This is a genomic window from Paraburkholderia terrae (genome assembly GCF_002902925.1).
Lineage (GTDB): Bacteria > Pseudomonadota > Gammaproteobacteria > Burkholderiales > Burkholderiaceae > Paraburkholderia > Paraburkholderia terrae.
Genome location: NZ_CP026113.1, coordinates 494,972 through 517,755, shown reverse-complemented (window position 1 = coordinate 517,755; position 22,784 = coordinate 494,972). Strand labels below are relative to the sequence as shown.

Genomic DNA, 22,784 nt, shown 5'->3' with positions numbered 1-22,784 from the left:
CAAATGGACAGGAGGATACGAAACCGCGAAACCGGCCCATCGCACGCAAGAATCAAACGATCGAAGTATGCTTGGCTTACGGGCAGCCAACACTTGCGCAACGCCCACGCGCCACCCCGTCATGCGCCGGAGGAAGTCCGCGATGAGCAACGAGTCAACGCCGTCAGACGCAGCGCCCGCCCGTGAACCAGCCACGGACGCGAACCTCTTCGACGGCGAGCTCCTCGAAGACCCGAGCGTGCGCGATCATCCGCGGCACCAGCAGATGTTTCCCGTCCTCTCGGAAGCGGAGATCGAGCGGATACGGCGCTTCGGCGCGCGGTCCCGCTACACGACGGGCGCCCTGCTCTATCGCGCGGGAAGCCTGTGTCCTGGCGTGTTCGTGCTGCTGTCGGGCAAGGTGCGGATAGTCGGGCGCGATGGTCTCGGTCACGAGCGGGTTATTCATACGTACACGCAACGCGGCGAGTTCACGTCGGATGTGACGCAGCTCTCCAACAAGCCGGCCGTCGTCGACGCGCATGTGGTCGAAGATGTCGAAGCGATCCTGCTGCGGCCCGACGAACTGAGCGCGATGATGATCAGCGAAGCCGACCTCGGCGAGAAGATCATGCGCGCGCTGATTCTGCGGCGCGTTCTGGTGATCGAGCGCGGACACGGCGTCGTGCTGGTCGGGCCGTCCAGTAGCGGGCGGCTCGCCACGCTGCAGAACTTCCTGCGCCGCAACGTGTTCCCGAACATGACGCTCGACGCCGAGAAGGACGCCGAAGCGATCGCGCTGCTCGAACGGCTGACGCCGCAACCCGACGACTTTCCGCTCGTCCTCTGCCCGAACGGCACGGTGCTGCGCAATCCCGACGAAGGGCAGCTTGCGTCGTGTCTCGGGCTGATTCCCGAATTCGATCCGGCGCATGTGTACGACGTCGCCATTGTCGGCGCGGGTCCGGCGGGACTGGCGGCGGCCGTGTATGCGGCCTCGGAAGGGCTGTCGGTGGCCGCGCTCGATTGCCGCGCGCCCGGTGGCCAGGCGGGCACCAGTTCGCGCATCGAAAACTATCTGGGCTTTCCGACGGGCATCACGGGCCAGGCGCTCGCGGGCCGCGCATTCGTGCAGGCGCAGAAGTTCGGCGCGCACATCGGCATTCCGTGCGAGGTCCGAGCACTGTTTTGCGACAAGCAGCCGCCCGTCGTCGAACTCACCGACGCCCGGCGCATCACCGCGCGCACCGTCGTGATCGCGAGCGGCGCGGAGTATCGGCGCCCGGATGTCGATGGGCTGGAGCGCTTCGAAGGCTCCGGCGTCTATTACTGGGCCACGCCGATCGAGGCGCGTCTGTGCCGCAAGGAGCCTGTGCTGCTGATCGGCGGCGGCAATTCGGCGGGACAGGCGGTCGTGTTTCTCGCGGCGCACGCCGAGCATGTGCATATGTTCATACGCGGCGCGAGCCTCGAACACAGCATGTCGCACTATCTGATCGAACGCATTCTGGCACTGCCGAACGTAACGCTTCACACGCGCATCGAACTGACCGCGCTGCAAGGCGATGCGCGGCTCGAACGCGTGCATTATCGCGGCGCGGGCGGCATCGAAGGCAGCATGACGACGCATCATCTGTTCGTCTTTATCGGCGCCGAGCCGAACACCGGCTGGCTCAAGACGTGCGGCGTGTCGCTCGACGACAAAGACTTCGTTTTGACGGGGCCCGACATTCCCGGAGCCGGGCTGCAATCGATGTCATTGCAGACCAGCGTGCCCGGCGTCTTCGCGATCGGCGACGTGCGCTCGGGGTCGACCAAGCGGGTTGCATCCGCAGTGGGCGAAGGCGCGGCCGTGGTCGCGCAGATCCATCGTCTGCTGGCCGAGGTGCGGGCCGCGTGTTAGCGGGCGCGCGAGGCGGCCGCTCTATTTCAACAATCCGAACACCGCGACGCCATTGGTCGTGCCGACGTACACGCGTCCATGCGCGACCATCGGCGTGATGTACTTGTTGCCCGCGCCGAACGTGTCGCGCGAACCGGACTGATTGCTGTTGTACAGCTCCTGCGCGAGATTCGCGGCATTGAACGCATGCAGCGCCGCCACCGAGCCATTCTCCGCCGCCCACACGATCGCGTTCTGCGCGCCATTCGCCGAGATGCTCGGCGTCGTGCCGGGATACGGGAACTTGAACGCGCTTTGCGATGCGGGAGTCGTGGCGAGGCGCGCGCCGCTGACCGGGAACGCCTTCAGGTTGTCGCCGACCGAGCCGTAGTACACGACGTTGCCGTAGAACGCCGCCGTCGTAAACACGCCGCCAATCAGTTGACCGTCGATCTCCTGCCAGATCGCGTTGCTGGAGCCGTTGAATTTGCCGAGGTTGTCGCGATCGACGACGTAGATCTTCGAGTCCTTGCCCGAGCCGAGCGCGAGATGCCGCGTGACGCCGCCCGCATCGACGAGATCGGGCAACAGCATCGCGCCGCCCGAACCGAGGTCGGCGTCGCGCGCGGATTGCGACACGGTATCGAAGGTGGCGAAATAATCCGCGACGCCGAGATTCGGCGCGGCCCCGAGTTTGACGAACGCATTGCCGAAATTGCCATTCGATGGAAAACCTTGCGCGTTCAACGTGGTGTCGAACGTGCCGTTTGCATCGAGCAGATAGAGCGACGTCCCGTCCGACGCCATCCCGCCGCCGCCCATCCATATCGCGCCGCCGCTGCCGTTCGGCGTCAGGTTCAGCGCGCCCGTCTGCGCGAGCGTGTCGGCGTTGTAGGCCATCACCCAGCCGGCGTAGACGCCCTGGTCGCAGTGCGAGGTCCACGCCAGATAAACGTTGCCGTTGACCAGCGTCAGCGCCTGCCGCTCCGCGTATTGCTGCGGATCGAAGACGGTCACGCCGTTGCTGCTGTTCGCGCCGCTGCCCGGATAGCTGCCGGTTATTTCCGTGGGGCCGCCGAACACCTCGGCGCCCGTGGCGAGATCGATCGCATGCAGGCGCTGGTGAATCGTTCCGCCACCGTCCTTGCTCATCGCCACCGCGTACATCACGCCGTTCGTGCCGCGTCCGCGATCGATGACGGGCGTCGCCGTAATGCCGATTTCAGGGGAAATCTGCGCGCAGTTGCGGGGATCGCTGGTCGTCTCACCCGCGCCGAGCAGCGACCGCTGCCATAGCTGGGCGTTGCTGTCGGCGTCGAACGCGTACACGCTCGCATGCTCGGTCACGACGTACACGACGTTGTGCGCCGCACCGTTCATCGACACATTGCTGGCATAGAGCGGTTGCGCGTCGACTTTGCCGTCGACGGACAAAAAGCCCACCTTGCCGAAGCTCGTGGCGTTGACGTTCGCAGGCGTGAGCGTGGTTTCGGCGAGATATTGCCCTGTGCGGGCCAGGTCGTTGTGGTAGGTCAGCACGTCGGTTGCTGCCGCCGCCGTGCCGCCCGAGCTGCCTGAGCCACCCGTACCGCCCGAGCCGCTCGGACTGCCCGAACTCGCGCCGCCGCTCCCGCCGCTCCCGCCGTTCGTGCTCGCGTTGTTCGACGAGCCGCCCCCGCTGCATGACACGCAAATCGCCGTGACGAGGCACAGGATCGCGATATGCCGCACGCGGCCCAGATTGGAGAACGAACGGTGCCAGCGGTTCATGGACGTCTCCCAGGCGGTCGAGCGACCGCATAGATTGTCGGCCTTGCAGTGGCGAAAGTCGCATGTCGGCGGATTTGCGGCATCACCACTGAGCAATTCGCGTACCGCGACGCGCCCGATTCATGCGACGGAATGCACCGCGTCGCGCGTTTAATACGCACGTACGTCACATCACGAGGCATTCGATATGTTTTCAGAACCGGCACGCCGCTCGTTGCTCGCCGCAGCATGGATCGCCTTGGCATTGACGGCGGCAAACTGCGCGCAGGCCGGCGCGAACACCGCGTCGTCGCGACAGAATGCGCCCGTCGCACATGTCGCCGATCAGGCCATGCGTGTCGTTACGCCCGACGGCGACGGCACTTTGCCACTCTACGCCGATCGCGACATCGACGCCGCAGAACCCGACGTCACACGCGTATTCATCATCGTTCACGGCACGCTGCGCAACGCCGACAAGTACTTCGCCACCGGGCAGCAAGTACACGCCGCAGCCGGTGCGGATGCAACACGCAGCATGATCGTCGCGCCGCAGTTTCTGACCACGCGCGACCTGCGCGCGTTCCCGATGCCTGACAGCACGCTTGCGTGGTCCGAAGCCGGATGGAAAGAAGGCGCGCCCGCACGCCGCCCCGCGTCGGTGAGTTCCTTCGCGGCGCTCGATGCGCTGCTCGAACACTTCGACGACCGGCAGCGCTATCCCGCGTTATCTTCTGTGACGGTCATTGGGCATTCGGCGGGTGCGCAGGTCGTGCAGCGTTATGCCGTGGCCGGACGCGCGGAGGAAGCGTTGGCGCGCGACGGCATCCGCGTGCGGTATGTCGTTGCGAATCCGTCGAGCTATCTGTACTTCGACGATGAACGTCCCGTGTCGCGCGGTGTTTTCGAGCACGTCGATATGCAGGCTTGTCCACGCGCTGTCGAATGGAAATACGGCATGGTCGATCCACCCGCTTATGTCGCCTCGCAGGACGCCGCGCAAATCGAGGCCCGCTACGCGAAGCGCGATGTCGTGTATCTGCTTGGCATGGAAGACGTGGACCCACGCACGCACTTTATCGACCGCTCCTGCGCGGCAATGGCACAGGGTCCGTTCCGGCTCGCGCGCGGGCTTGCGTACTTCGACTACCTGCAAAGCCGGTATCCCGTCGGGCTGAATCAGCGCGTGGTCGAAGTGCCCGGCGCGGGACACGACGCGCAACGCATGCTGACATCGGACTGCGGGATGGCAGTGCTGTTCGACGGGCGGATGCCGTCGTCATGTGCTGGCGAGAGTGAAATGCCGTCGCGGTGACGCAACCCGTGCTACTGGATCACAACGTGCGTCACCGTAAAGCCGCTTATCGCGCGGCTTGCGATTGCGAGAACCACGCGTCGAAGTTCAACGCGCCGAGACGCGGATTCGCGCCGGGTACGAGCGTGTCGTCGTTCAACTCCGCTCCGAAGTAGCGCGCGCCCGAGTCCGCGACAACCTTGCGCGAATCGTGCGTGGCGTCGAGGAAGCGCTGCACCATATCCGCAAGCCGCACGCGGTCCGGACCCGCGATTTCGACAATGCCGTTACGCGGCGCTTCAACGGCATAGTCCGCGACGGCCGCCCCGACGTCATCCGATGCGATGGGCTGGAAGTACGCGGGCGACAGGCGGATGGTCTCGCCGTCGCCGCCCGACTGCGCGATGCCGCCGAGAAACTCGAAGAACTGCGTCGAATGAATGATCGTATAAGGCACGCCGGATTCGCGGATCAACTTTTCCTGCGCGATCTTGCCGCGGAAATAGCCGCTTTGCGCGAGCCGGTCCGTACCGACGACGGATAGCGCCACGTGATGCTGCACGCCCGCCGCCCTTTCCGCAGCGAACAGGTTCTTGCCTGCCGTCGTGAAGAATTCGAGCACGGCTGCATCTTCGAATGAAGGCGAGTTGGCGAGATCCACCACGACGTTCGCGCCTGCCAATGCTTCGCTTAGGCCCTCGCCCGTGATCGTGTTGACGCCCGATGCAGGTGAAGCGGCAATGACATCATGACCACGCCCGCGCAGATTTTTGACCACTTTGCTGCCGATCAGTCCCGTGCCGCCTATCACAACGATCTTCATGATTTTCTCCAAAGTCTTGCGCGGCGCGCTCGCCGCTTGCGGGCTTTCGAAGCCGGCAGAACGTGTCATTGCCGGTTGCTTGCCGGACTTGCCGTGATGCGCGGCGTCCGTACAGGAAGCATCGTAGGTGTGTGCTCTTCGATGCGGTAGACGTTTGAAGGTATCCATCGTGTTGCCTTGCGGACACCAATCGATCTAGTCGACCGTTGACATCGCATCCATCGTGGTCAGGCAATGCAGGTCGAGCGCTCGCGTGTGCTCGGTCATGTAATCGACGAACACGCGGATGCGCGCCGGAAGATGCTTGCGGCTCAGATAGCAGATGTAGTGGCCGCTATCGTCGGGTGCATACTGGGTGAGACAGGTGACGAGACGCCCGTCGCCGAGCAGATCGCACACCTGATAACCAGGCAGTTGCGCGATGCCCTGTCCATCCAGCACGGACTGAAGAATCAGATCCGGGTCGTTGAACGTATGCGGCGCGTGCAACTGGCGGCGCATCGGCAGGCCGTCGACCTTGAACTCCCATTCCCTCACGCGACCCGATGCCGTACGCAGGTTGATGCAGCGATGGTCGGCCAGTTCGTCGACATGGCGCGGTAAGCCGTGAGCGGCCGCATATGCGGGCGACGCGCAGACGATCATCTGCATGGGTATCAGTTGACGCGCGACGATCTCGCTGTCTTCCATGCGTCCGTCGCGAAACGATACGTCGATACGATCGGCCGTGAAGTCGGCGGGACGGTCGTTGAGCAGCAGTTCCAGCGAGATATCCGGATACTGTGCGTGAAAACCGCGCAACAAGGGCGCGACGATCCTGCGCCCGAAGCCCGGCGTCGAGTAGATGCGCAGCCGCCCTCGCGGCGGCCCGCTGCGCAGTTCGCGCATCTCTTCGAGCGCCTGGACGATGCGCTCGACGCCCGCCTGACAGTTCTCGAAGAAGAGTTCGCCTTCGCGCGTCAGCGACGTGTTGCGGGTCGTGCGCAGAAAGAGGCGGGTATCCAGCTGGGCCTCCAGCTTCTGCACGTTCCGGCTGACGGACGAGCGGCCGATGCCGAGGCGATCGCCCGCTCTGGCGAAACTGCCTTCGTTGGCAACGGCAAGAAAGGAAACGACGCCGGCGAAACTCGTTGCAAACGTGCTTGCAATCGGATCGTCGGCGCCCGTAACGGAGCGGCGCGGTGCGTAGTCTGACATGGAAGCGCGAAGAGTGGAGGTTCTTATCCAGCTAGACGTTTCAGCGCTTCCGTTTGTGACATGGTCCGCCGATTTTCTTTTGCGGCCACGCGTGAGGCCGCTCGCGCGCCTTACTTCTCCGGCACCAGCACGGGCGCGCCCTTGTCCTTCAGCAGCAGCACGAGGAACTTCGCCGGCTTCGTCTGGCTCGCGTTGTGGCCCACCGTGTGGACATCGTTCGGTCCTTCATAGAAGGACTGGCCCGGCGTCAGCGTGACTTCCTTGCCGCCCCTGACCTGCATCACGATCGACCCTTCCAGCACGTAGATGAAGCCGTGCGCATTATGCCGATGCACCGGGTCCACGGCGCCAGGCGGATATTCGACGAGGATCATCAACGCTTCCTTGCCGGGATAGTCGTCGAGCGGCTTGGTCATGACGGGTGTCACGATGGCTTGCGGCGGCTCGGCGCGGGCCTGTTGGGTCAACGCGCCCGCCATGACGAGCAGGGCTGCGATAGTTCTCTTCGAGCGAAACATGATGCGCTCCTCACATGGACGCGGCCCGTACAGGCCGAGGTTGAACAAGAACGGCGCCCCGGCTCAGGCGAGGTTCGCCTTGTCGAGGCCGAACGCCTTGTCGGACGATCCCGGCACGAACTTGAACGCCACGTTCGCGCGGTTCCAGGCGTTGATGGCCATGACTTCGAATGTCAGGTCCGACAGTTCCTTTTCCGAGAACTGGCCGCGCACGCGCTCGTAGATATCGTCGGGCACGCCGTGCTCGGGCAAGGTGGTCAGCACTTCCGTCCACGCGAGCGCGGCACGTTCGCGCGGCGAGAACAGCGTCGACTCGCGCCAGATCGCCACATGATGGACGCGCAGCGCGCGCTCGCCGTGAATGGTCGCTTCCTTCACGTGCATGTCGAGGCAAAAGCCGCAACCGTTGATCTGCGAAGCGCGGATGTTGACGAGATCGCGGATCGGTTCTTCGATCGCGCAGTCTTTCAGCAGGTTGCTGAGTTCGATGAACTTCTTCGATAGCTCGGGCGATTGGTGAAAGTAGTTGATACGCTGAGTCATGACTTCTCCTGGCGACGATGACGGATGCATCCGTGCGGGACGGATGCCGTTCGCGGTGGTGAACCGCACGTCGCCATGGTAGGTTCGTGACGCGCGCAGCGGTAGACCTGCGGACGGGCTCACGGTGTTGCCCATCCGGCACCAATCCCGCCGTCAGACGCTGGCGGGCGGAGTGATCGCAGCGGCGCGCAGCGCGCTCAGGGTTCGCCGTATGCGGCGGCGATGCGCGCCAGCTTGTCGGGATTGCGTTGGACGTGAATGCTGACGATGCGCTCGCCGTCCGTTTCGAATGACATCGCCGATTCGAGTTTGCCTTCGATATAGCGCAACAGTGCGCTCTGACCGTTGAGCGTCACGAGCTTGACATGAACCCCGTCCGGAAAACGTCGCAATGCCGCGTAGAAAAGCTGTGCGATGCGCCGGCCACCCACCATCGGCTTCGGGAAGCTCGTCACCTTGCCGCCGCCATCGCCGATCAGGGTTGCGTCTTCGGCGAGGAATGCATTGATGGCATGGAAGTCCGCGCTCGCGAGCGCCTGCGCAAAGCTCTGCAACAACTGGCGATGCTTCTCGCGCGGCACGGCATAACGCGGGCGCTCGTCGCGCAGTTGCGCCTTCGCGCGGCTCACCAGCTGACGGCATGCGGACTCCGTCTTGCCGATCGCATCGGCAACCTCGTCGTAGTCCGCGTCGAAGACTTCGCGCAGCAGGAACGCAGCGCGCGCTTCGGGCGTGAGCCGTTCGAGCAGCATCAGGAACGCGACGGACACGTCGTCGGCGCGCTCGGTCATCTCCTCCGGTGTCGCGGGCGAGTCGCTGATCTCGGGCTCGGGCAACCAGATGCCCGTGTAGTGCTCGCGCTGGATCTTGGCGGCGCGCAGACGGTCGATGGACATGCGCGTCGTGACGGAGACGAGCCACGCTTCGGCGTTGTCGATGCTCGCGTGGTCGGCTGCATGCCAGCGCAGCCAGACGTCCTGCACGATGTCCTCAGCTTCGGCGACGGAACTGAGCATCCGGTAGGCGATTTTCTGCAGGCGCGGGCGAAGCTGGTTGAAGGCGAGGGCGTCGGCGTCCATAGAGTGTGTGTCCTGCCCCTTCCCAGCAACTGGAAAGGGGCGAGGCGTGACAGAGCAGAGATGGCAAAACCGAAGTTTGCCATGGATGCGCTACGAGGATGGTAGATGGGGCATGGTTGATATGAAGAATCGGGCAGACAGATCAAGCCGCTGTGTCTTCCAGGAAGTCCGTGATCGCATCGCGGCTCGGCGTGAGGCCTCTCAGTTGAAGAAGCGCGCCCGCGTTGCCGCGATGATAGGTGCCATGCAGACAGACATGCAGAACGATCTCGCCGCGCCGCATGCGCGCGGGCTTTCCGCTGGTGAAGACGAAATCGACAGGCTGTTCGAAGCCGTGCTCCGTCATCGCGTCCACGTATGACGCGTACCAGTCGTCGGTTTCCCTGATGCCGTCTACAAGCGCGCTGAGTTCCGGCATGTTTGCCGATCGCGGCGCCTGAAACGCATGCGGCACGCCCTGCAGATGATGCTGAAAAATCCGGTCGACCGCATGGATATGGTCGAGGATACGAAGCATGAGCAAAGCATCTTCTTTGCTTAACTTATCGAAGTCTCGGCTCACAACATCGCAGAGTCCGCGATCGGCCCATCGTTTGATTGCAACGAGTTGCGAGTATGACTGACACGCCATGTGACCTCTCCTTTTCGCGTTGATCCTGATTGGTTTCGACATTGCGATTCGAATCACAAGATGCATAATACGAGCGACTGCTCGTATTACCTACTCGCATTAGGAGCGCGGAAAAATGGCGCGAAAACCGCTCACGAAACCCAGAAAACACGCGTCTCAGCAAAGATCACGCGTGACGGTCGATGCCCTGATCGAAGCAACCGCTCGCATTCTCGTGAAGGGCGGCTTCGACAAGGCCAGCACCAACCGAATCGCTGAAAAGGCGGGCGTGAGCGTCGGCTCGTTGTATCAGTACTTTCCAAGCAAAGAGGCGCTTGTCGCGGCTGTCGTTAAGCGTCACGGCGAGGAACTCATGCAGGTTGTCCGTGAGACGCTAGCTGAAGTCACCGCGCTACCGATGGAACAGGCAGTGCGCAGGCTCGTGCTCGCCGCCATCGAGGCGCACCGCATCGATCCGGAACTGCACCGCGTGCTCGCCGAGCAGATTCCGCGCACGGGCGGAACGGAAGAATCGGCGCTTTTAGGCGGAGAAACGTATGCGCTGTTCAGAGGCTATCTCGATGCTCATCGCGATGAGTTCCGCCCAATGGACCTTGGGCTTGCGACGTTCGTGTGCGTGACGTCGATAGAGGCACTGACGCATACGGCCGTCGTGCATCATGCCGATCGCCTCACTGACGAAGCGTTTGGCGCGCTCGTCGACGAGACTACGCTGCTTATCGTTCGATATCTCCAATAGGGTTTTCCTCTCCTCTCGGGCATATAGCGCTTCCGCCGCAGATACGTTTTCTTCAACTGCAGTTGCTTTAGAAAATGCACGGCACGCATTGAAGTGCTCATCCGCTTTGCCTTGCGACAAATTTTTCGCCATCCGTTATATTCCCGTCGACATATCGAACAGAGATCGATCGTCGAACACTTTTAGTGACTGGAATTTGGATGTTAAAAAGAACTGTTGCCACTGCGGCATTAAGCCTGATCGGTTCCGTCGCGCACGCGCAAAGCAGCGTGACGCTCTATGGATTGATCGATACAGGCATCACCTATGCGAACCATGTCGCCACGTCTACCGGACATAGTTCTCTCGTCCGATATGCCGACGGCGTCGCGCAAGGCAGCCGCTGGGGCATTCGCGGCAAGGAAGATCTCGGCGGCGGCCTCTCGGCCATCTTCACACTCGAAGGCGGTTTTAATTCCGGCGACGGCACGATCTCGCAAGGCGGCGCGCTGTTCGGACGACAAGCCTGGGTCGGATTGAACAAGAACGGCGTTGGCTCGCTGACATTCGGCCGCCAGTACTCGCTGTCCAGAGACTACATCCACAACTACGCGATGGGCCACGAAACGCCGGCCGGCAACTACGCTTATCACATCAACGATCTGGATCAGTTGACATCGAGCCGCATCAACAACTCGGTCAAGTTCAGCAGCGCGAACTTCAATGGCCTGACCTTCGGCGTGCTCTACGGCTTTTCGGATCAGGCGGGCGCGTTCTCGGGTTCACCTACCACGACCACGAGCACCACGACGACTCAAGGTTCGTCGAGAACATTTAGCACTGGCGTCAACTACACACCCGGTCCGTTCGCGATCGGCGCGGCGTACACCGACATCCGCTTTCCCGGCAGCGCGACGCCGGCATTCACGGCCAACATCGCGAACATCAATACGGGGCCGCTGCGCGATCTGCGCACCTTCGGCATCGGCAGCAGCTATCTGATTGGGCGCGGCAAGGTGTGGGGCAACTGGACGCATACGCAACTCACGCAGATCGCGTCGCGTGAATCGACAGTGAACAACTATGAAGTGGGCGGAAAGTATGCGTTCACGAACGCAGTCAGCGGCGGACTCGGCTACACGTTCTCCGATCTGAGCGGCGAGTTCAGCGGCAAATGGCATCAGGTGAACAGCTTCGTCGACTATGCACTGTCGAAACGAACCGACGTCTATGCACTTACCATTTATCAGAAGGCATCGGGCAGCAACGTCGTCAACGGGCATGAGGTGCCCGTTCAGGCGGAGATCGGTGCGAGTTCGAGTTTCATCGGCAACTCGGGGACGGGCGCCAATTCGCAGCTTGCCGTACGCGTTGGCTTACGGCATCTGTTCTAGCGCCCGTCCGCTACGTCACACGAATCAGAACGCGTGACGCAGGCCGACCGTCACGGCAACCTGCGTATCCGTCGACGAAGGCGACAGCGTGTTGATCATCGCGTGCGAGAGCACCGAACCCGTCGGTGCGCCATGCACGCCCTGATAGACGCCTTCAAGGTAGAAGTCGGTGCGCTTGCTGAGCGCATAGTCCGTTTGCAGCATTGCCGTATTCCATCCCGGCGACGAGCCGTTGTATGCCCCGTGCGTGTACGTGTATGCGCCCGACACGCTCAACGCAGGCGTCAGCGCGTATTTCGCATTCACCTCGTAGTTATCCAGTCGCAACGAACCGGCCAACGTTCCCGCGGACGAATCGTTCGCACCGAGATAGGTGCCCGTACCGAACGAGAACACGCCCGCCGCGTTGTCGATCTGCGAATGGCTCCACACGAGACCGACCGTCGCCGGGCCAAACGTGTAATTGCCGCCCACCGACCAGATGCGCTGCCGTTCCGCGATAAAGTTCGCGCTCGTATCCGACGACGTGGTCGCGCCGCTGCCGTTGCCCGCATTGTTGAACTGCAGGTATCCCGCAGCGAGATTGACGGGGCCCATCGCATACGACACGCCGAAGCCATACGAGCGATTGTTCGCGAAGTCGCCTGCCTTGTTGCTGAAGCTATACATCGTTTCGAGCGTGACGCCGCTCCACGTCGGACTGGTGTACTTGACCGAGTTGTTGATCACGACGGAGTTCGCAGCGAGGTTGTCGTTCTCGAACGGATGCGCGGCCATGCTGCCGCCCCACGTGTTGAACTCGGCTGTCAGCGGCCCGACAAGATCGTTCATTGCGTCGAACTGCCGGCCGAACGTCAATGTGCCGTACGGATCACTTTGAAGGCCGACCCACGCCTGCGAACCGAAGGCACTGCCCGAAAATGCCTGCGCGCCGTTGTTCAGCAAGAAACCCTGCTCGAGCTTGAACACGGCATGCAAGCCGCCGCCAAGATCTTCCGAGCCCTTGAGCCCGAAGACCGTGTTCTGCGTCGAGCTGCTCACCATCTGCCAGTTGCTGTGCCCCTGCTGGTTATTGGTGTACACGAGCCCAGTGTCGATAAGACCATAGAGCGTCACGCTGCTTTGCGCATGCGCGGAAGCGGTAAAAACACCGAGTGTTGCGAGGGCGAGTAAAGATTTCTTCATGTTGGTTTGGCTCCGTGATGTAGCTGTGAAGAGTTTTTGGGCGCGCGATCATAAAAGAACGGACGATGGTTTGGCAACCTCGCACGCGCCAGACTCAGCAGCGTCTTCATCATAGGAGTGTCAAAAATATCCGGCGCCGAACGGCGCAGTCGTGCAACGCAAAAGCAACGCATGCCGATGCCGGATTACTTTCAGACAGATAAAAGTACTTTTGTGATTGGCTAACAGGAAGAGCACAGACGCGTGCTCAAAGGCGAAAAGCGTATTGCAAGCTAACCACGCATTGCACGTGGTTAGCACGGACTGGCTATCCGTTCTTCGGCGCGGAAGAAATGTTTCGTCTGCGACGACCATCGGCGGCGCGTTCGAGCAACAGCCGGTCCATTGCCGACAGCAGATCCGTAGGGGCGAGCGGCTTGCGCAAAAAGCCGTCGTAATAGACGAACGCGGGCGGGCTCGGCTCGCCCGATACGAGAATGAACACGATCTCCGCGAGGTTCTGCTCGTTGCGCACGTGATGGCACAGCACGCTGCCCGACATCACGGGCATCCGCCAGTCCGCGACGACGACATCCACATCGCGCTCGCGCAGCATATCCAGCGCGGCGCGCCCATCTTCGGCGAGACAGGTCGCATAGCCATGCGCTTCGCACACGCCTTGCCATGCGTCCAGCGTTTCAACGTCATCATCTACAAGCAGCACTGTCGGCATATCTGGCCTCGCTCATGACCATTCGATGCACTGCGCTCGCGTCCGCTTCGTGACGTTCAAGCGCGCCTGGATACATTGCTGTCGAAGGAAACCGAAAGCCGGCGCCGCGTTCCGTTTCGAACCCGATGATGCGCCGGCCCTACGATGCAACTCAACTCACACGGGGAACGGATTGCGTTCCGCGAATCCTTCCTGATGCCAGTACGGGTACGCCGGCCGGACCTTGCTCGCTTCATCGAGCTTCGCGACCTGCTCTTGCGTGAGATTCCAGCCCACCGCGCCGAGGTTCTGACGCAATTGTTCCTCGTTGCGCGCGCCAATCAGCACCGTCGAAACCGTGGGCCGTTGCAGCAGCCAGTTCAACGCGATCTGCGGAATCGTCTTGCCCGTTTCTTCGGCGATCGCATCCAGTGCATCCACGACGCGATACAGATACTCCTCAGGCACGGGCGGACCCATGTCGGCTGTCTTGTGCAAGCGGCTCTGGTCCGGCAGCGGCTGGCCACGACGGATCTTGCCCGTCAAACGGCCCCAGCCCAGCGGACTCCATACGACAGCGCCCACACCTTGGTCAATGCCGAGCGGCATCAGTTCCCATTCGTAGTCGCGCCCGATCAGCGAGTAATAGGTCTGGTTCGCCACATATCGCGGATAACCATAACGGTCCGCGACATCGAGCGATTTTTGCAGATGCCAACCCGAGAAATTCGACACGCCCGTGTAGCGGATCTTGCCCGCGCGCACGAGATCGTTCAACGTGGAGAGCGTTTCTTCCACGGGCGTCTTCGCGTCGAAGCCATGCAACTGGAATAGATCGATATAGTCGGTTTGCAGACGCTTGAGCGCGGCATCGACTGCCTGGATCAGGTGGAAACGCGACGAGCCCACGGCATTCGGATCGTTTTCATCGAAGCGAAACGTGGCCTTCGTCGAGATGATGGTCTTGTCGCGACGCCCTTTCAATGCCTCGCCGAGAATCGATTCCGATGAGCCGTTCGAATAGATGTCAGCGGTGTCGAACATCGTGACGCCTGCGTCGAGACAGACATCGATGAGCTTGCGTGCTTCGGCGACATCCGTCGCGCCCCACGCCTGAAAGAATTCGCCTTTGCCGCCGAACGTGCCCGTGCCGAAGCTGAGTACGGGTACCTTGAATCCAGACGCGCCCAGGTGACGATATTCCATGTTGGCCTCATTGATGAATCGGTTGAATGATGCTGACCGCTCGCAAGCTTCGATGCGAGCGCAAAGGTCAGGTCCATAGACTACCCCATTGGCCCGTGGCGTGCAGGCGTGTCGGCCGACGTCATTCAATTGAAAGAAGAAGCATGCGAATATCCAGAATGAATACATGCATACGAAAGAGATGAGCAAGCGCAGCGCCTGATCCGAATTGCAAAAACAAACGGGGCGCGCATCTCACTGCGCGCCCCGCTTCTCTAAGCTGCCTCAACCGTTGACTGTCTCGACCTCACTATGCACCGGCTTGCTCTTGCGGCGCAGCTCTTCCGTCGTTTCGCCGCCGCCGTCGGGCAGCCAGCCCGGCGGTTGGATCACGTGATTGATCGCGATCCACACACTCTTCGCCGTGACGACATCGCGAATCAGCGTGGCCCAGTGTTCGAACTCGACGACGAACGGATTGCGTGATGTGGTCGGCGTGACGAGACCGTAGCGGCAGGGTTCTTCGGCGCGTTCTTCGACATAGGTGCCGAACAGACGGTCGAAGATGATCAGCACGCCGCCGTAGTTCGCATCGAGGTACTCGACATTCGAAGCGTGATGCACACGGTGCGCGGACGGCGTGTTGAACACATACTCGAGCCAGCCGAGCTTCGGCACCCACGTCGTATGCAGCCAGAACTGGTACAGCAGGTTCATGTAGAGCGTCAGCAGCACGACTTCAGGGCGCACGCCGAGGAACACGAGCGGCGTGAAGAACATGGCCGAGCCCGTCAGCTTGCCTGTCACGCCGAGCCGATAGGCCGTGGAAAGCGTCAGCTGGTTCGGCGAGTGATGCACGGCATGCGTGGCCCAGAAGAAGCGCATACGGTGCGATGCGCGGTGATACCAGTAGTAGCAGAACTCCTGTCCGATGAAGAGCGCGAACACCATCACCGCGCTATTGATCGACACAGTGAAGAGGCGATGGTCCCACGCGAGCGCGAAAACCGGCGTCGCGAGCGAGAGCGGCAACAACGCGAGCAGCTTGCGTCCGACCAGGTCGAACAGCGAAATCCAGACTTCGTACCACGCGAACGGTGTCGCGGTGCTGCGGTTTTTTCTGCTGAGCACGACTGCTTCGATCAACGACACGAATACGATGACGGCCGAAGCGTAGAGAGGGAGTTTTCCGAAGTGTTCCATGACGATGCCATAACGGTTGTGGCGGGAGGTATCGTCTGCGGTGGGTTGGATCAGTCAGTGCATCGCATCCGATATGCGCACTGTAGTGATGGCCGTCGTTACAGGCTATGCGGAAGTTATTTCACCCTATGTCATGGCGCCCGGCGCCTTGTGGGACGGGGCTTTCGGGGGTTTTTGCGAGACTCGGAAAATGGCCACGGAAGGGGAAAAATTGCAGCGATTGCCGTGTTGCGAACGGTCGTGCTACTCAAAGGTGAATCGCTGCAATCACAACGACAACGATTCGCCGAAGCCTCAGCCCGCCATCGTCGCGCGCACCGTGTATTCGCCTTCCGGCACCGCGACCGCCAGCCGTTCCAGCGACGTGTAGAAATCGGCGGGCAGCGGTTCGACGGGATAGCCGCGTTTCTCCCACGCATCCAGACCGCCCTTCAACGCGTGCGCGTGCCGAATGCCCTTGCGATGCAACTGCTCGATGATGCGCCGCGCCGTCGCCTCGCTCGGACAGACGCAATACACGACGATGGGATGCGCGAGCAGCACGGCGTCCAGCTTGTCCGGCGAGTCGAGATCGAGCGGATAGGCGCCCGCGATCCGGTAAGCCTCTTGTTCGCGCACGCTGCGCGGCCGTGCGTCGAAGACCAGCGGCGGCGCGTCCGAACGCATCATCGTGTCGAGCTGCTCGGGGCTGATACGCGTCTTAGCGAGCAAGCGCCGGAATTGCACGCGCCGCACCCAGCGGTACAGCAACACCGTCACGCAGATCGCCGCGAATGCGTCGAAGATCGTGCCGCCGTTGTGCCGCACCAGCAGCATCGCCTGCACGATCTCGTCATGCAGCGCCGCGCCGCCGAGCAGATACGCGCCCGTCCACAGCGACGCGCCGACGGCATCCCAGAACAGAAACACGCTGGTCGCAATCGCCGTCGTGCCGAGCAGCGGTGCCGAAATCAGGCCGAGGCCGGGCAGGAACTTGGCGAGCGTGAGAATCGGCGCGCCATGCCGCTCGAAGACGCCGCGCGCCGTGCGCAGCGTCGTATCGAGCGACAGCGAAAAGCGCACGAGCCCGTTCAGCAGCCGCCGGCCGCGCACGCGCCCGACGAAGAACCACATCGAATCGGCGAGCAGCGTCGCGCCGACGGCCGCGCAGAACACGCCCGCGTACGACACCTGCCCCATCGCCGCCATCGTCCCGGCGAGCATCAGCATCGGCGCGGCCGGCACGGGCACGCCGAGTTGCGTGACCAGCACGCTGAGAAACACGGCCCACGGGCCGAGCGAAGCGGGGATAGCGGTGGGGAAATGCCACACGACAGCGGTCCTTTAAAGCATGGTGCGGGCGGCGTTCTCGCTGAACGACGCCCGTCGAAACGGCGTTGCGCGTCGCAGTTGCTGAAGCCGAAAACGAACCCGGCCAGCAAGCGACGCCCGGCGATTCTAGACGGGATTGCGCGAGGACGTGTTCCTGCCGTACAACGCGCCGCCTGTCCTTCCATGCAAAAAGTAACGGATTTCACGGTCAATTCCGTGAAACCGCTTGCCGCTCCCGTGTCAATCCGGGTCGGGCACCGTCATGCCGAGCAGCGCGGAACTGACCGACTTGCCGTGCGCATCGAGCGCGAGCGAGCGCGTGACGCCGCCGCCGAGCGCATCGCGCAGCACGAAATTGAACGCCGCGAGGCGCGGCAATTCATGGCGCGTCACTTCGCCATGCACGAAATCGGCGAGCCACGCCTTCACGTGCGCGGCGCTCAGATGAGCGCGTAGATGCTCGTAGTGACGCGGATCGTGACAAATCACCGACACATTCAGCGTATTGCCCTTGTCGCCCGTGCGTGAATGCGCGAGTTCGCGTAATTGCATGTCAAGCCTCCACGAAAGCAAATGCCGGCTTCACATCGTCGCGCGGCAGCAGCACGGATTGCACCGCGAGCACCTCGCGTGTCGATTTCGTGACGCCGCCGCCGCCCGCCGGTCCGTTCGTATAAAGCGTTTCGACTTCGTTGCCGATGCGCAGCGCTTCCTCAGCCGTGGCCGTGCGTCCGGCGACGCGCACGCGCACTTCGTACGGCTCGGCTCGCTCGGCGGCGGCCGTCTCGCCATATAGCGAATCGACGCCGATCAGATCAAAGCGCAGTTCGCTCGCGGCGACGCCCGTCAGCGCCAGCCGTTCACGCACGATGTCGAGCGCGAGCCGCGCGCGCGTGACGGCGCCCGGCCCGCCGTACGAAATCTGCCCTTCGCCGATATAGCCGTCCGCATATGCCACCGACACCTTCAGCGTGTCCGTGCGCGCCGTCCCCTTGCCGCCCGTCACCCGCACGCGGTCCATCGCTTCTTCCGCAACTTCGACTTGCGTGAAATCGGCGACCACATCCGGTTGCAGATAGCGGGCCGGGTCGTGAATCTCGTAGATCAGTTGTTCCTTGCAGGTCGCCGCGCTAACGCGGCCTCCCGCGTGCGGCACTTTCGAAATCGTGACCGCCCCGTCCGCCGTGACTTCGCCGATCGGGAAACCGAGCCGCGCAAGATTCGGCACGTCCTTGTAGCCGGGATCGGCGAAATAGCCGCCCGTGATCTGCCCCGCGCATTCGAGCAGATGCCCGACGACAGTCGCCTGGCCGAGCGTCGTCCAGTCGTCCATGCGCCAGCCGAACGCGTGGATCAGCGGCGCCGTGAACAAGGACGGATCGGCGACGCGCCCGGTCAGCACGATATCGGCGCCCGCATCGAGCGCGGCGACGATGGGCGCCGCGCCCAGATAGGCATTCGCCGACACGATGCGCTCGCGATACGCCGCGACGTCATCGCCCGATTCCTCGAAGCGGAACTGGCCTTGCAGCACGACGTCGAGCACGTCGTCGCCGCTCACGGCCGCGATCTTCAGGCCGTCCAGACCGAGCGACTGCGCGATCTGCGCTGTCTTGCGCGCAGCCGCATACGGATTGGCCGCGCCCATGTTCGAGATGATCCGCACGCCGTTGCGCGCGGCAACGGGCAGCACGGCGCGCATGCGCGCTTCGAGCAGCGGGTCGTAGCCGAGTTGCGGATCTTTGCGTTTCGCCTGCTGCGCGATCGCGATGGTCCGCTCAGCCAGGCACTCGAATACAAGAAAGTCGAGCTGGCCGTGCTCCGCCAGTTCGACGGCGGGCTCGATCCGGTCGCCCGAGTAACCTGCGCCGGCTCCGAGCCTGACACGTCGTTCGTGCTGATTTGCTGTCATTGCCGCACCACCCTCTGCTAAAACTCACAACGAAAAAATACCCAGCACGACGCACGCGATCGTCATCACGATCGACGCGCCGAACAGCAGCGGGAACGTGAACTTCTGATGCTCGGCGAGTTCGATCCCGCACAGGCCGACCACGAGAAACGTCGCGGGCGTCAACGGGCTGACGGGAAAGCCCGTCGTCATCTGGCCGAGCAGCGCCGCCTGGCCGACCTGCACGGACGGCACGCCGAGTTGCCCCGCCACTTCGGCGATCACGGGCAGCACGCCGAAATAGAACGAATCGGGATCGAACAGCATGCTGAGCGGCATCGAAAGCAGGCCGAGCACGACGGGAATGTGACCCGCCATGCCGGGCGGCACGAAGCCGACGGCCGCCTGCGCCATCGCTTTCAGCATGCCGCTGCCCTGCATGACTCCCGTGAACACGCCGGCTGCGAGCAGAATGCCCGCCATCATCAGCGCGGCGCGTGCGTGGGCATCGATGCGCTTGCGTTGCATGTCGACGTTCGGATAGTTGACCATCAGCGCGATGCACAAACCGACCATGAACATGATCGCGGGCGGAATCTTCTCGCCCATCACGACCATCGTGCCGAGCACGATCACCGTCAGCACGATGTTGAACCAGAAGTTCTGCGGGCGGCGCAGCGCCTGCTCTTCGGGTGTAAGTTCGCGTTGCGGCATCGGAATCCCGCCAGCGGCGCCCAACACACCGAGCCGCTTCTCTTCGCGCCGCCCCAGCCAGTACGCCGTGCCGAACACGAACACGAGGCCGATCGCCTGCACAGGAATCAACGGATTGAACAGCGCCGAGACGGGCAGGTGCAGCGACGCGGACGCGCGGATCATCGGCCCCGTCCACGGCAGGAAGTTGATGCCCGCCGCCAGCGATACTGCCGCCGCCAGCACACGCTTGTCCATCTGCAGGCGCTCGTAGAGCGGCAGCATCGCCGGAATCGTGACGAGAAAGCAGACCGCGCCCGAGCCGTCCAGATGGATCAGCAGCGCGAGCAGCGTCGTGCCCATCACGATGCGCGTCGGCCGCGTGCCGACGGCCCGCAGAATCCGGTCGATGATGGGATCGAGCGTGCCAGCGTCGGTGATCGTGCCGAAATACAGGATCGCGAACACGAACATGCCGACCACGGGCGCCAGGTTCTTCAACCCGTCGACGACGAACTTGCTGGTCTGCAGCCCGAAGCCGCCGATCAGCGACGCCGCAATCGGCACGATGATCAGCGCGACGAGCGGCGACATGCGCTTCGACAGAATGGCGCCGAGCAATACGGCGATGGTGATGAGCCCCAGTAAAGGCAGCATGTGCGTGTCTCCAGGTCTTGTCTTTTAATGGCTTCGAGCGTAAGTTCGGCGCAGCAATAACACAATTGAAATGATTTGATCGCAGCAATCACGAACTGTTATGGATCTGAATCTTCGCGACATCCGCGCATTCGTCACGGTCGCTCACGCGGGCAATTTCACGCGCGCCGCCGCCCGGCTGCATCTGTCACAGCCGGCGCTCACCGTGCAGATACGGCGGCTCGAAGAGACCGTCGGCGCACGGCTGTTCGACCGCAATAGCCGCTCGGTCGCGCTCACGCAAACGGGCCGCGAACTGCTGCCTCTGCTGCAGCGCTCGCTCGACGACATGGAACGCGTGCTGCGCGACGCCCGCGCGCTCGGTGAGGGATCGAGCGGCACCGTGCGCCTCGCGTGTCTGCCGACGTTCGCGGCGAGCGCGCTGCCCGATCTGATCCAGATGTTCAGAAAGCGCGTGCCGCAGGCGCAGTTCCAGATTCGCGACGTGGTCGCGAGTACGGTGAATGCGCTCGTGCGGAATGAAGAGGCGGATATCGGCCTGACGGGCGGCGATACCTTCGACGCGGCGCTCGAAGTGCTGGTCGAAGGCGCCGACCGGCTCGTGGTGGTGTGCCCGAAAGACCATGCGCTGGCCCGCAAGCGCCGCGTGTCGGTCGTCGATGTCGCCGCATCGCCGCTCGTGCTGACGGCGCAAGGCACGAGCGTTCGCAGCGTCGTCGATGCGGCACTCGAGCAGGCCGGCTGCGCGCCCGAGATCGCCTGCGAGCCGACCTACATGATGACGGCCGTCGCGATGGTGCGCGGCGGGCTCGGCGTGACGATCCTGCCCGCGACGGCCCGCGAGGTGCTGGCCGAACAGGATCTGATCGCAAGACCCATCGACGATCCTTCGTTCGTGCGGCCCATCGCGCTGATCAAGAAGCGTGGACGCACCTTGCCCCGCGTCGCCGAAGACTTCGTGACACTGATCGCGAAACGCATGAAGTGATCGCCGGAAAAATCCGAACACTTGACATGCGCGCGTCACATGACGTCGTGAGTCGATTGGACGCATTGTGCAATCGCAACCTTACCGGGAAATCGCTATTGCCCGTTTTATGCATCTCCGCCTACTCTTGAGTTCGGCAAGCGGTAGCACCCTGCATCGCAAGCGGCGTCGACGAGCGCCGCGTTCGGCATTCATTCCGAGGCGTTACGCATCACATGTCAGCGTACAAGTTCAAGCTCCTGATCGTCGACGACGACGTCGCGACCGTGCGCATCATGAGCGATATGCTTTCTGATTACGGAGAACGGCGCTTTGCGCTGTCGGGCGAAATGGGCTTGTTGCTTGCGCGGCAATCCACGCCCGACCTGATTCTGCTCGACGCGAGCATGCCCGGCATGACGGGCTTCGACTTCTGCGAAATTCTGAAGGCCGACAGCGAACTCGCGAAAATCCCGGTGATCTTCGTCACGAGCCACGACGCGCCCGCGCTCGAAATCGACGCGTTCCGGCTCGGAGCAGCCGATTACGTGACGAAGCCGCTGAACGCAACCCAATTGCGCGCGCGCGTCGAGACGCAGCTGCGCAAGCGGCTGAAGATCCTGAACCAGTCGGAAAGCTTTCGCGCCGGTCTGTTCCTGCCTCCCACGCTCGGCGCGTTGCCGGACAACATTCTGGTCGTCGACAGCGATCCCGGCCGGTTGAACCGTTTGCAAGACCTGCTGCACGATCTGGGCCGCTGCACGTCGGCGACGACGGGCGCGCAAGGTCTCGAACGCGCGCTGCACAGCCTGCCGACCGTGATCCTCGTGGACGCCGCGTTGCCCGACACAAGCGGCTTGCAGCTATGCGCGGCGTTGAAGAAAGAGCCGCGGCTCGAAGGCGTGCCCGTGCTGTTGATGACGGACGGCGCGGCCAGTGACAACGCCGACTATGAACGTGCGCTGCTGAACGGCCTCGCCGACAGCGTGCTGAATCACGCGCAACCCACCGTGCTCAAGGCGCGCGTGAAGCATGCGATGGCGTCGGTGCATGCGGACCAGAGGCGGATCGGCGCGATGCGCGAATACTGGCTCGCCGTGGAGAAAGCCGCACGGCGCGTTGAACGCAAGGACGGCGAAGGGACGGTGCCTGATTGAGCGGAACGGCGGCGAAGGCGCTCTCGCGCTTTTGCCG

Annotated in this window: 21 protein-coding genes; 6 read left to right on the top strand and 15 right to left on the bottom strand. The window is 62.8% G+C overall.

Annotation, left to right across the window (positions count from 1 at the left end; all coding sequences use genetic code 11):
- The first annotated feature begins 142 nt into the window (after window positions 1-142).
- Window positions 143-1,882: an FAD-dependent oxidoreductase gene (locus C2L65_RS32075; RefSeq protein WP_042312832.1), complete on the top strand. Its 1,740-nt coding sequence runs from the start codon at window positions 143-145 to the stop codon at window positions 1,880-1,882.
- Between the two features lie 21 nt (window positions 1,883-1,903).
- On the opposite strand, the gene C2L65_RS32070 is transcribed toward C2L65_RS32075, so the two are convergent.
- Window positions 1,904-3,631 carry a PQQ-binding-like beta-propeller repeat protein gene (locus C2L65_RS32070; RefSeq protein WP_042312833.1) on the bottom strand — a complete coding sequence of 576 codons (1,728 nt, stop codon included), beginning with the start codon at window positions 3,629-3,631 and terminating at the stop codon, window positions 1,904-1,906.
- 187 nt (window positions 3,632-3,818) lie between these two features.
- Between C2L65_RS32070 and C2L65_RS32065 the strand changes: the two genes are divergently transcribed.
- Complete coding sequence (locus C2L65_RS32065) at window positions 3,819-4,925, top strand: alpha/beta hydrolase (RefSeq protein WP_042312835.1); 1,107 nt, start codon at window positions 3,819-3,821, stop codon at window positions 4,923-4,925.
- 46 nt (window positions 4,926-4,971) lie between these two features.
- Here C2L65_RS32065 and C2L65_RS32060 read toward each other — a convergent pair whose 3' ends face one another.
- The 6 genes from C2L65_RS32060 to C2L65_RS32035 form a co-directional block, all read right to left on the bottom strand.
- The gene (locus C2L65_RS32060; protein ID WP_042312905.1) at window positions 4,972-5,727 is read right to left on the bottom strand and encodes an SDR family oxidoreductase; all 756 of its coding nucleotides are present in this window, start codon (window positions 5,725-5,727) and stop codon (window positions 4,972-4,974) included.
- A 195-nt stretch (window positions 5,728-5,922) separates the two neighbouring features.
- Window positions 5,923-6,924 (bottom strand): LysR family transcriptional regulator, encoded by a 1,002-nt coding sequence (locus C2L65_RS32055; RefSeq protein ID WP_042312836.1) that lies wholly within the window; start codon window positions 6,922-6,924, stop codon window positions 5,923-5,925.
- Between the two features lie 110 nt (window positions 6,925-7,034).
- Window positions 7,035-7,442 carry a cupin domain-containing protein gene (locus C2L65_RS32050; protein WP_042312837.1) on the bottom strand — a complete coding sequence of 136 codons (408 nt, stop codon included), beginning with the start codon at window positions 7,440-7,442 and terminating at the stop codon, window positions 7,035-7,037.
- 63 nt (window positions 7,443-7,505) lie between these two features.
- Complete coding sequence (locus C2L65_RS32045; protein WP_042312907.1) at window positions 7,506-7,985, bottom strand: carboxymuconolactone decarboxylase family protein; 480 nt, start codon at window positions 7,983-7,985, stop codon at window positions 7,506-7,508.
- A gap of 197 nt (window positions 7,986-8,182) precedes the next feature.
- Window positions 8,183-9,064, bottom strand: coding sequence for an RNA polymerase sigma-70 factor (locus C2L65_RS32040; RefSeq protein WP_042312839.1), 882 nt, complete (start codon window positions 9,062-9,064; stop codon window positions 8,183-8,185).
- A 142-nt stretch (window positions 9,065-9,206) separates the two neighbouring features.
- Window positions 9,207-9,695, bottom strand: a complete 489-nt coding sequence (locus C2L65_RS32035) for a DinB family protein (protein WP_042312842.1) — start codon at window positions 9,693-9,695, stop codon at window positions 9,207-9,209.
- A gap of 172 nt (window positions 9,696-9,867) precedes the next feature.
- Between C2L65_RS32035 and C2L65_RS32030 the strand changes: the two genes are divergently transcribed.
- A complete protein-coding gene (locus C2L65_RS32030) occupies window positions 9,868-10,434 on the top strand; it encodes a TetR/AcrR family transcriptional regulator (protein ID WP_233446695.1) in 567 nt (188 codons plus the stop codon).
- Between the two features lie 200 nt (window positions 10,435-10,634).
- Window positions 10,635-11,807, top strand: a complete 1,173-nt coding sequence (locus C2L65_RS32025) for a porin (RefSeq protein ID WP_042312848.1) — start codon at window positions 10,635-10,637, stop codon at window positions 11,805-11,807.
- Window positions 11,808-11,831: 24 nt separating this feature from the next.
- On the opposite strand, the gene C2L65_RS32020 is transcribed toward C2L65_RS32025, so the two are convergent.
- The 8 genes from C2L65_RS32020 to C2L65_RS31985 all read right to left on the bottom strand — a co-directional run bounded on the left by C2L65_RS32020 (window position 11,832) and on the right by C2L65_RS31985 (window position 20,623).
- Complete coding sequence (locus C2L65_RS32020; protein WP_042312850.1) at window positions 11,832-12,992, bottom strand: porin; 1,161 nt, start codon at window positions 12,990-12,992, stop codon at window positions 11,832-11,834.
- A 307-nt stretch (window positions 12,993-13,299) separates the two neighbouring features.
- On the bottom strand, window positions 13,300-13,704 hold the full coding sequence (locus C2L65_RS32015; protein WP_042312851.1) for a response regulator: 405 nt from the start codon (window positions 13,702-13,704) through the stop codon (window positions 13,300-13,302).
- A gap of 156 nt (window positions 13,705-13,860) precedes the next feature.
- Window positions 13,861-14,889 (bottom strand): aldo/keto reductase, encoded by a 1,029-nt coding sequence (locus tag C2L65_RS32010; RefSeq protein ID WP_007733625.1) that lies wholly within the window; start codon window positions 14,887-14,889, stop codon window positions 13,861-13,863.
- Between the two features lie 264 nt (window positions 14,890-15,153).
- On the bottom strand, window positions 15,154-16,071 hold the full coding sequence (locus C2L65_RS32005) for a sterol desaturase family protein (protein ID WP_042312853.1): 918 nt from the start codon (window positions 16,069-16,071) through the stop codon (window positions 15,154-15,156).
- 294 nt (window positions 16,072-16,365) lie between these two features.
- On the bottom strand, window positions 16,366-17,382 hold the full coding sequence (locus C2L65_RS32000) for a VTT domain-containing protein (RefSeq protein ID WP_042312855.1): 1,017 nt from the start codon (window positions 17,380-17,382) through the stop codon (window positions 16,366-16,368).
- A gap of 240 nt (window positions 17,383-17,622) precedes the next feature.
- Window positions 17,623-17,934, bottom strand: coding sequence for an AtuA-related protein (locus C2L65_RS31995; protein ID WP_007733629.1), 312 nt, complete (start codon window positions 17,932-17,934; stop codon window positions 17,623-17,625).
- A 1-nt stretch (window position 17,935) separates the two neighbouring features.
- Window positions 17,936-19,294 (bottom strand): acyclic terpene utilization AtuA family protein, encoded by a 1,359-nt coding sequence (locus C2L65_RS31990; protein WP_042312859.1) that lies wholly within the window; start codon window positions 19,292-19,294, stop codon window positions 17,936-17,938.
- A 24-nt stretch (window positions 19,295-19,318) separates the two neighbouring features.
- A complete protein-coding gene (locus tag C2L65_RS31985) occupies window positions 19,319-20,623 on the bottom strand; it encodes a CitMHS family transporter (protein ID WP_042312860.1) in 1,305 nt (434 codons plus the stop codon).
- Between the two features lie 100 nt (window positions 20,624-20,723).
- Between C2L65_RS31985 and C2L65_RS31980 the strand changes: the two genes are divergently transcribed.
- Complete coding sequence (locus tag C2L65_RS31980; RefSeq protein WP_042312863.1) at window positions 20,724-21,611, top strand: LysR family transcriptional regulator; 888 nt, start codon at window positions 20,724-20,726, stop codon at window positions 21,609-21,611.
- A 215-nt stretch (window positions 21,612-21,826) separates the two neighbouring features.
- Window positions 21,827-22,747, top strand: coding sequence for a response regulator (locus C2L65_RS31975; RefSeq protein WP_042312865.1), 921 nt, complete (start codon window positions 21,827-21,829; stop codon window positions 22,745-22,747).
- Window positions 22,748-22,784 lie beyond the last annotated feature (37 nt).

Coding starts and splice junctions, on each gene's coding strand:
- C2L65_RS32075 (WP_042312832.1), top strand. CDS start 143: ATGAGCAACGAGTCAACGCCGTCAGACGCAGCGCCCGCCCGTGAACCA.
- C2L65_RS32070 (WP_042312833.1), bottom strand. CDS start 3,631: ATGAACCGCTGGCACCGTTCGTTCTCCAATCTGGGCCGCGTGCGGCAT.
- C2L65_RS32065 (WP_042312835.1), top strand. CDS start 3,819: ATGTTTTCAGAACCGGCACGCCGCTCGTTGCTCGCCGCAGCATGGATC.
- C2L65_RS32060 (WP_042312905.1), bottom strand. CDS start 5,727: ATGAAGATCGTTGTGATAGGCGGCACGGGACTGATCGGCAGCAAAGTG.
- C2L65_RS32055 (WP_042312836.1), bottom strand. CDS start 6,924: ATGTCAGACTACGCACCGCGCCGCTCCGTTACGGGCGCCGACGATCCG.
- C2L65_RS32050 (WP_042312837.1), bottom strand. CDS start 7,442: ATGTTTCGCTCGAAGAGAACTATCGCAGCCCTGCTCGTCATGGCGGGC.
- C2L65_RS32045 (WP_042312907.1), bottom strand. CDS start 7,985: ATGACTCAGCGTATCAACTACTTTCACCAATCGCCCGAGCTATCGAAG.
- C2L65_RS32040 (WP_042312839.1), bottom strand. CDS start 9,064: ATGGACGCCGACGCCCTCGCCTTCAACCAGCTTCGCCCGCGCCTGCAG.
- C2L65_RS32035 (WP_042312842.1), bottom strand. CDS start 9,695: ATGGCGTGTCAGTCATACTCGCAACTCGTTGCAATCAAACGATGGGCC.
- C2L65_RS32025 (WP_042312848.1), top strand. CDS start 10,635: ATGTTAAAAAGAACTGTTGCCACTGCGGCATTAAGCCTGATCGGTTCC.
- C2L65_RS32020 (WP_042312850.1), bottom strand. CDS start 12,992: ATGAAGAAATCTTTACTCGCCCTCGCAACACTCGGTGTTTTTACCGCT.
- C2L65_RS32015 (WP_042312851.1), bottom strand. CDS start 13,704: ATGCCGACAGTGCTGCTTGTAGATGATGACGTTGAAACGCTGGACGCA.
- C2L65_RS32010 (WP_007733625.1), bottom strand. CDS start 14,889: ATGGAATATCGTCACCTGGGCGCGTCTGGATTCAAGGTACCCGTACTC.
- C2L65_RS32005 (WP_042312853.1), bottom strand. CDS start 16,071: ATGGAACACTTCGGAAAACTCCCTCTCTACGCTTCGGCCGTCATCGTA.
- C2L65_RS31995 (WP_007733629.1), bottom strand. CDS start 17,934: ATGCAATTACGCGAACTCGCGCATTCACGCACGGGCGACAAGGGCAAT.
- C2L65_RS31990 (WP_042312859.1), bottom strand. CDS start 19,294: ATGACAGCAAATCAGCACGAACGACGTGTCAGGCTCGGAGCCGGCGCA.
- C2L65_RS31985 (WP_042312860.1), bottom strand. CDS start 20,623: ATGCTGCCTTTACTGGGGCTCATCACCATCGCCGTATTGCTCGGCGCC.
- C2L65_RS31980 (WP_042312863.1), top strand. CDS start 20,724: ATGGATCTGAATCTTCGCGACATCCGCGCATTCGTCACGGTCGCTCAC.
- C2L65_RS31975 (WP_042312865.1), top strand. CDS start 21,827: ATGTCAGCGTACAAGTTCAAGCTCCTGATCGTCGACGACGACGTCGCG.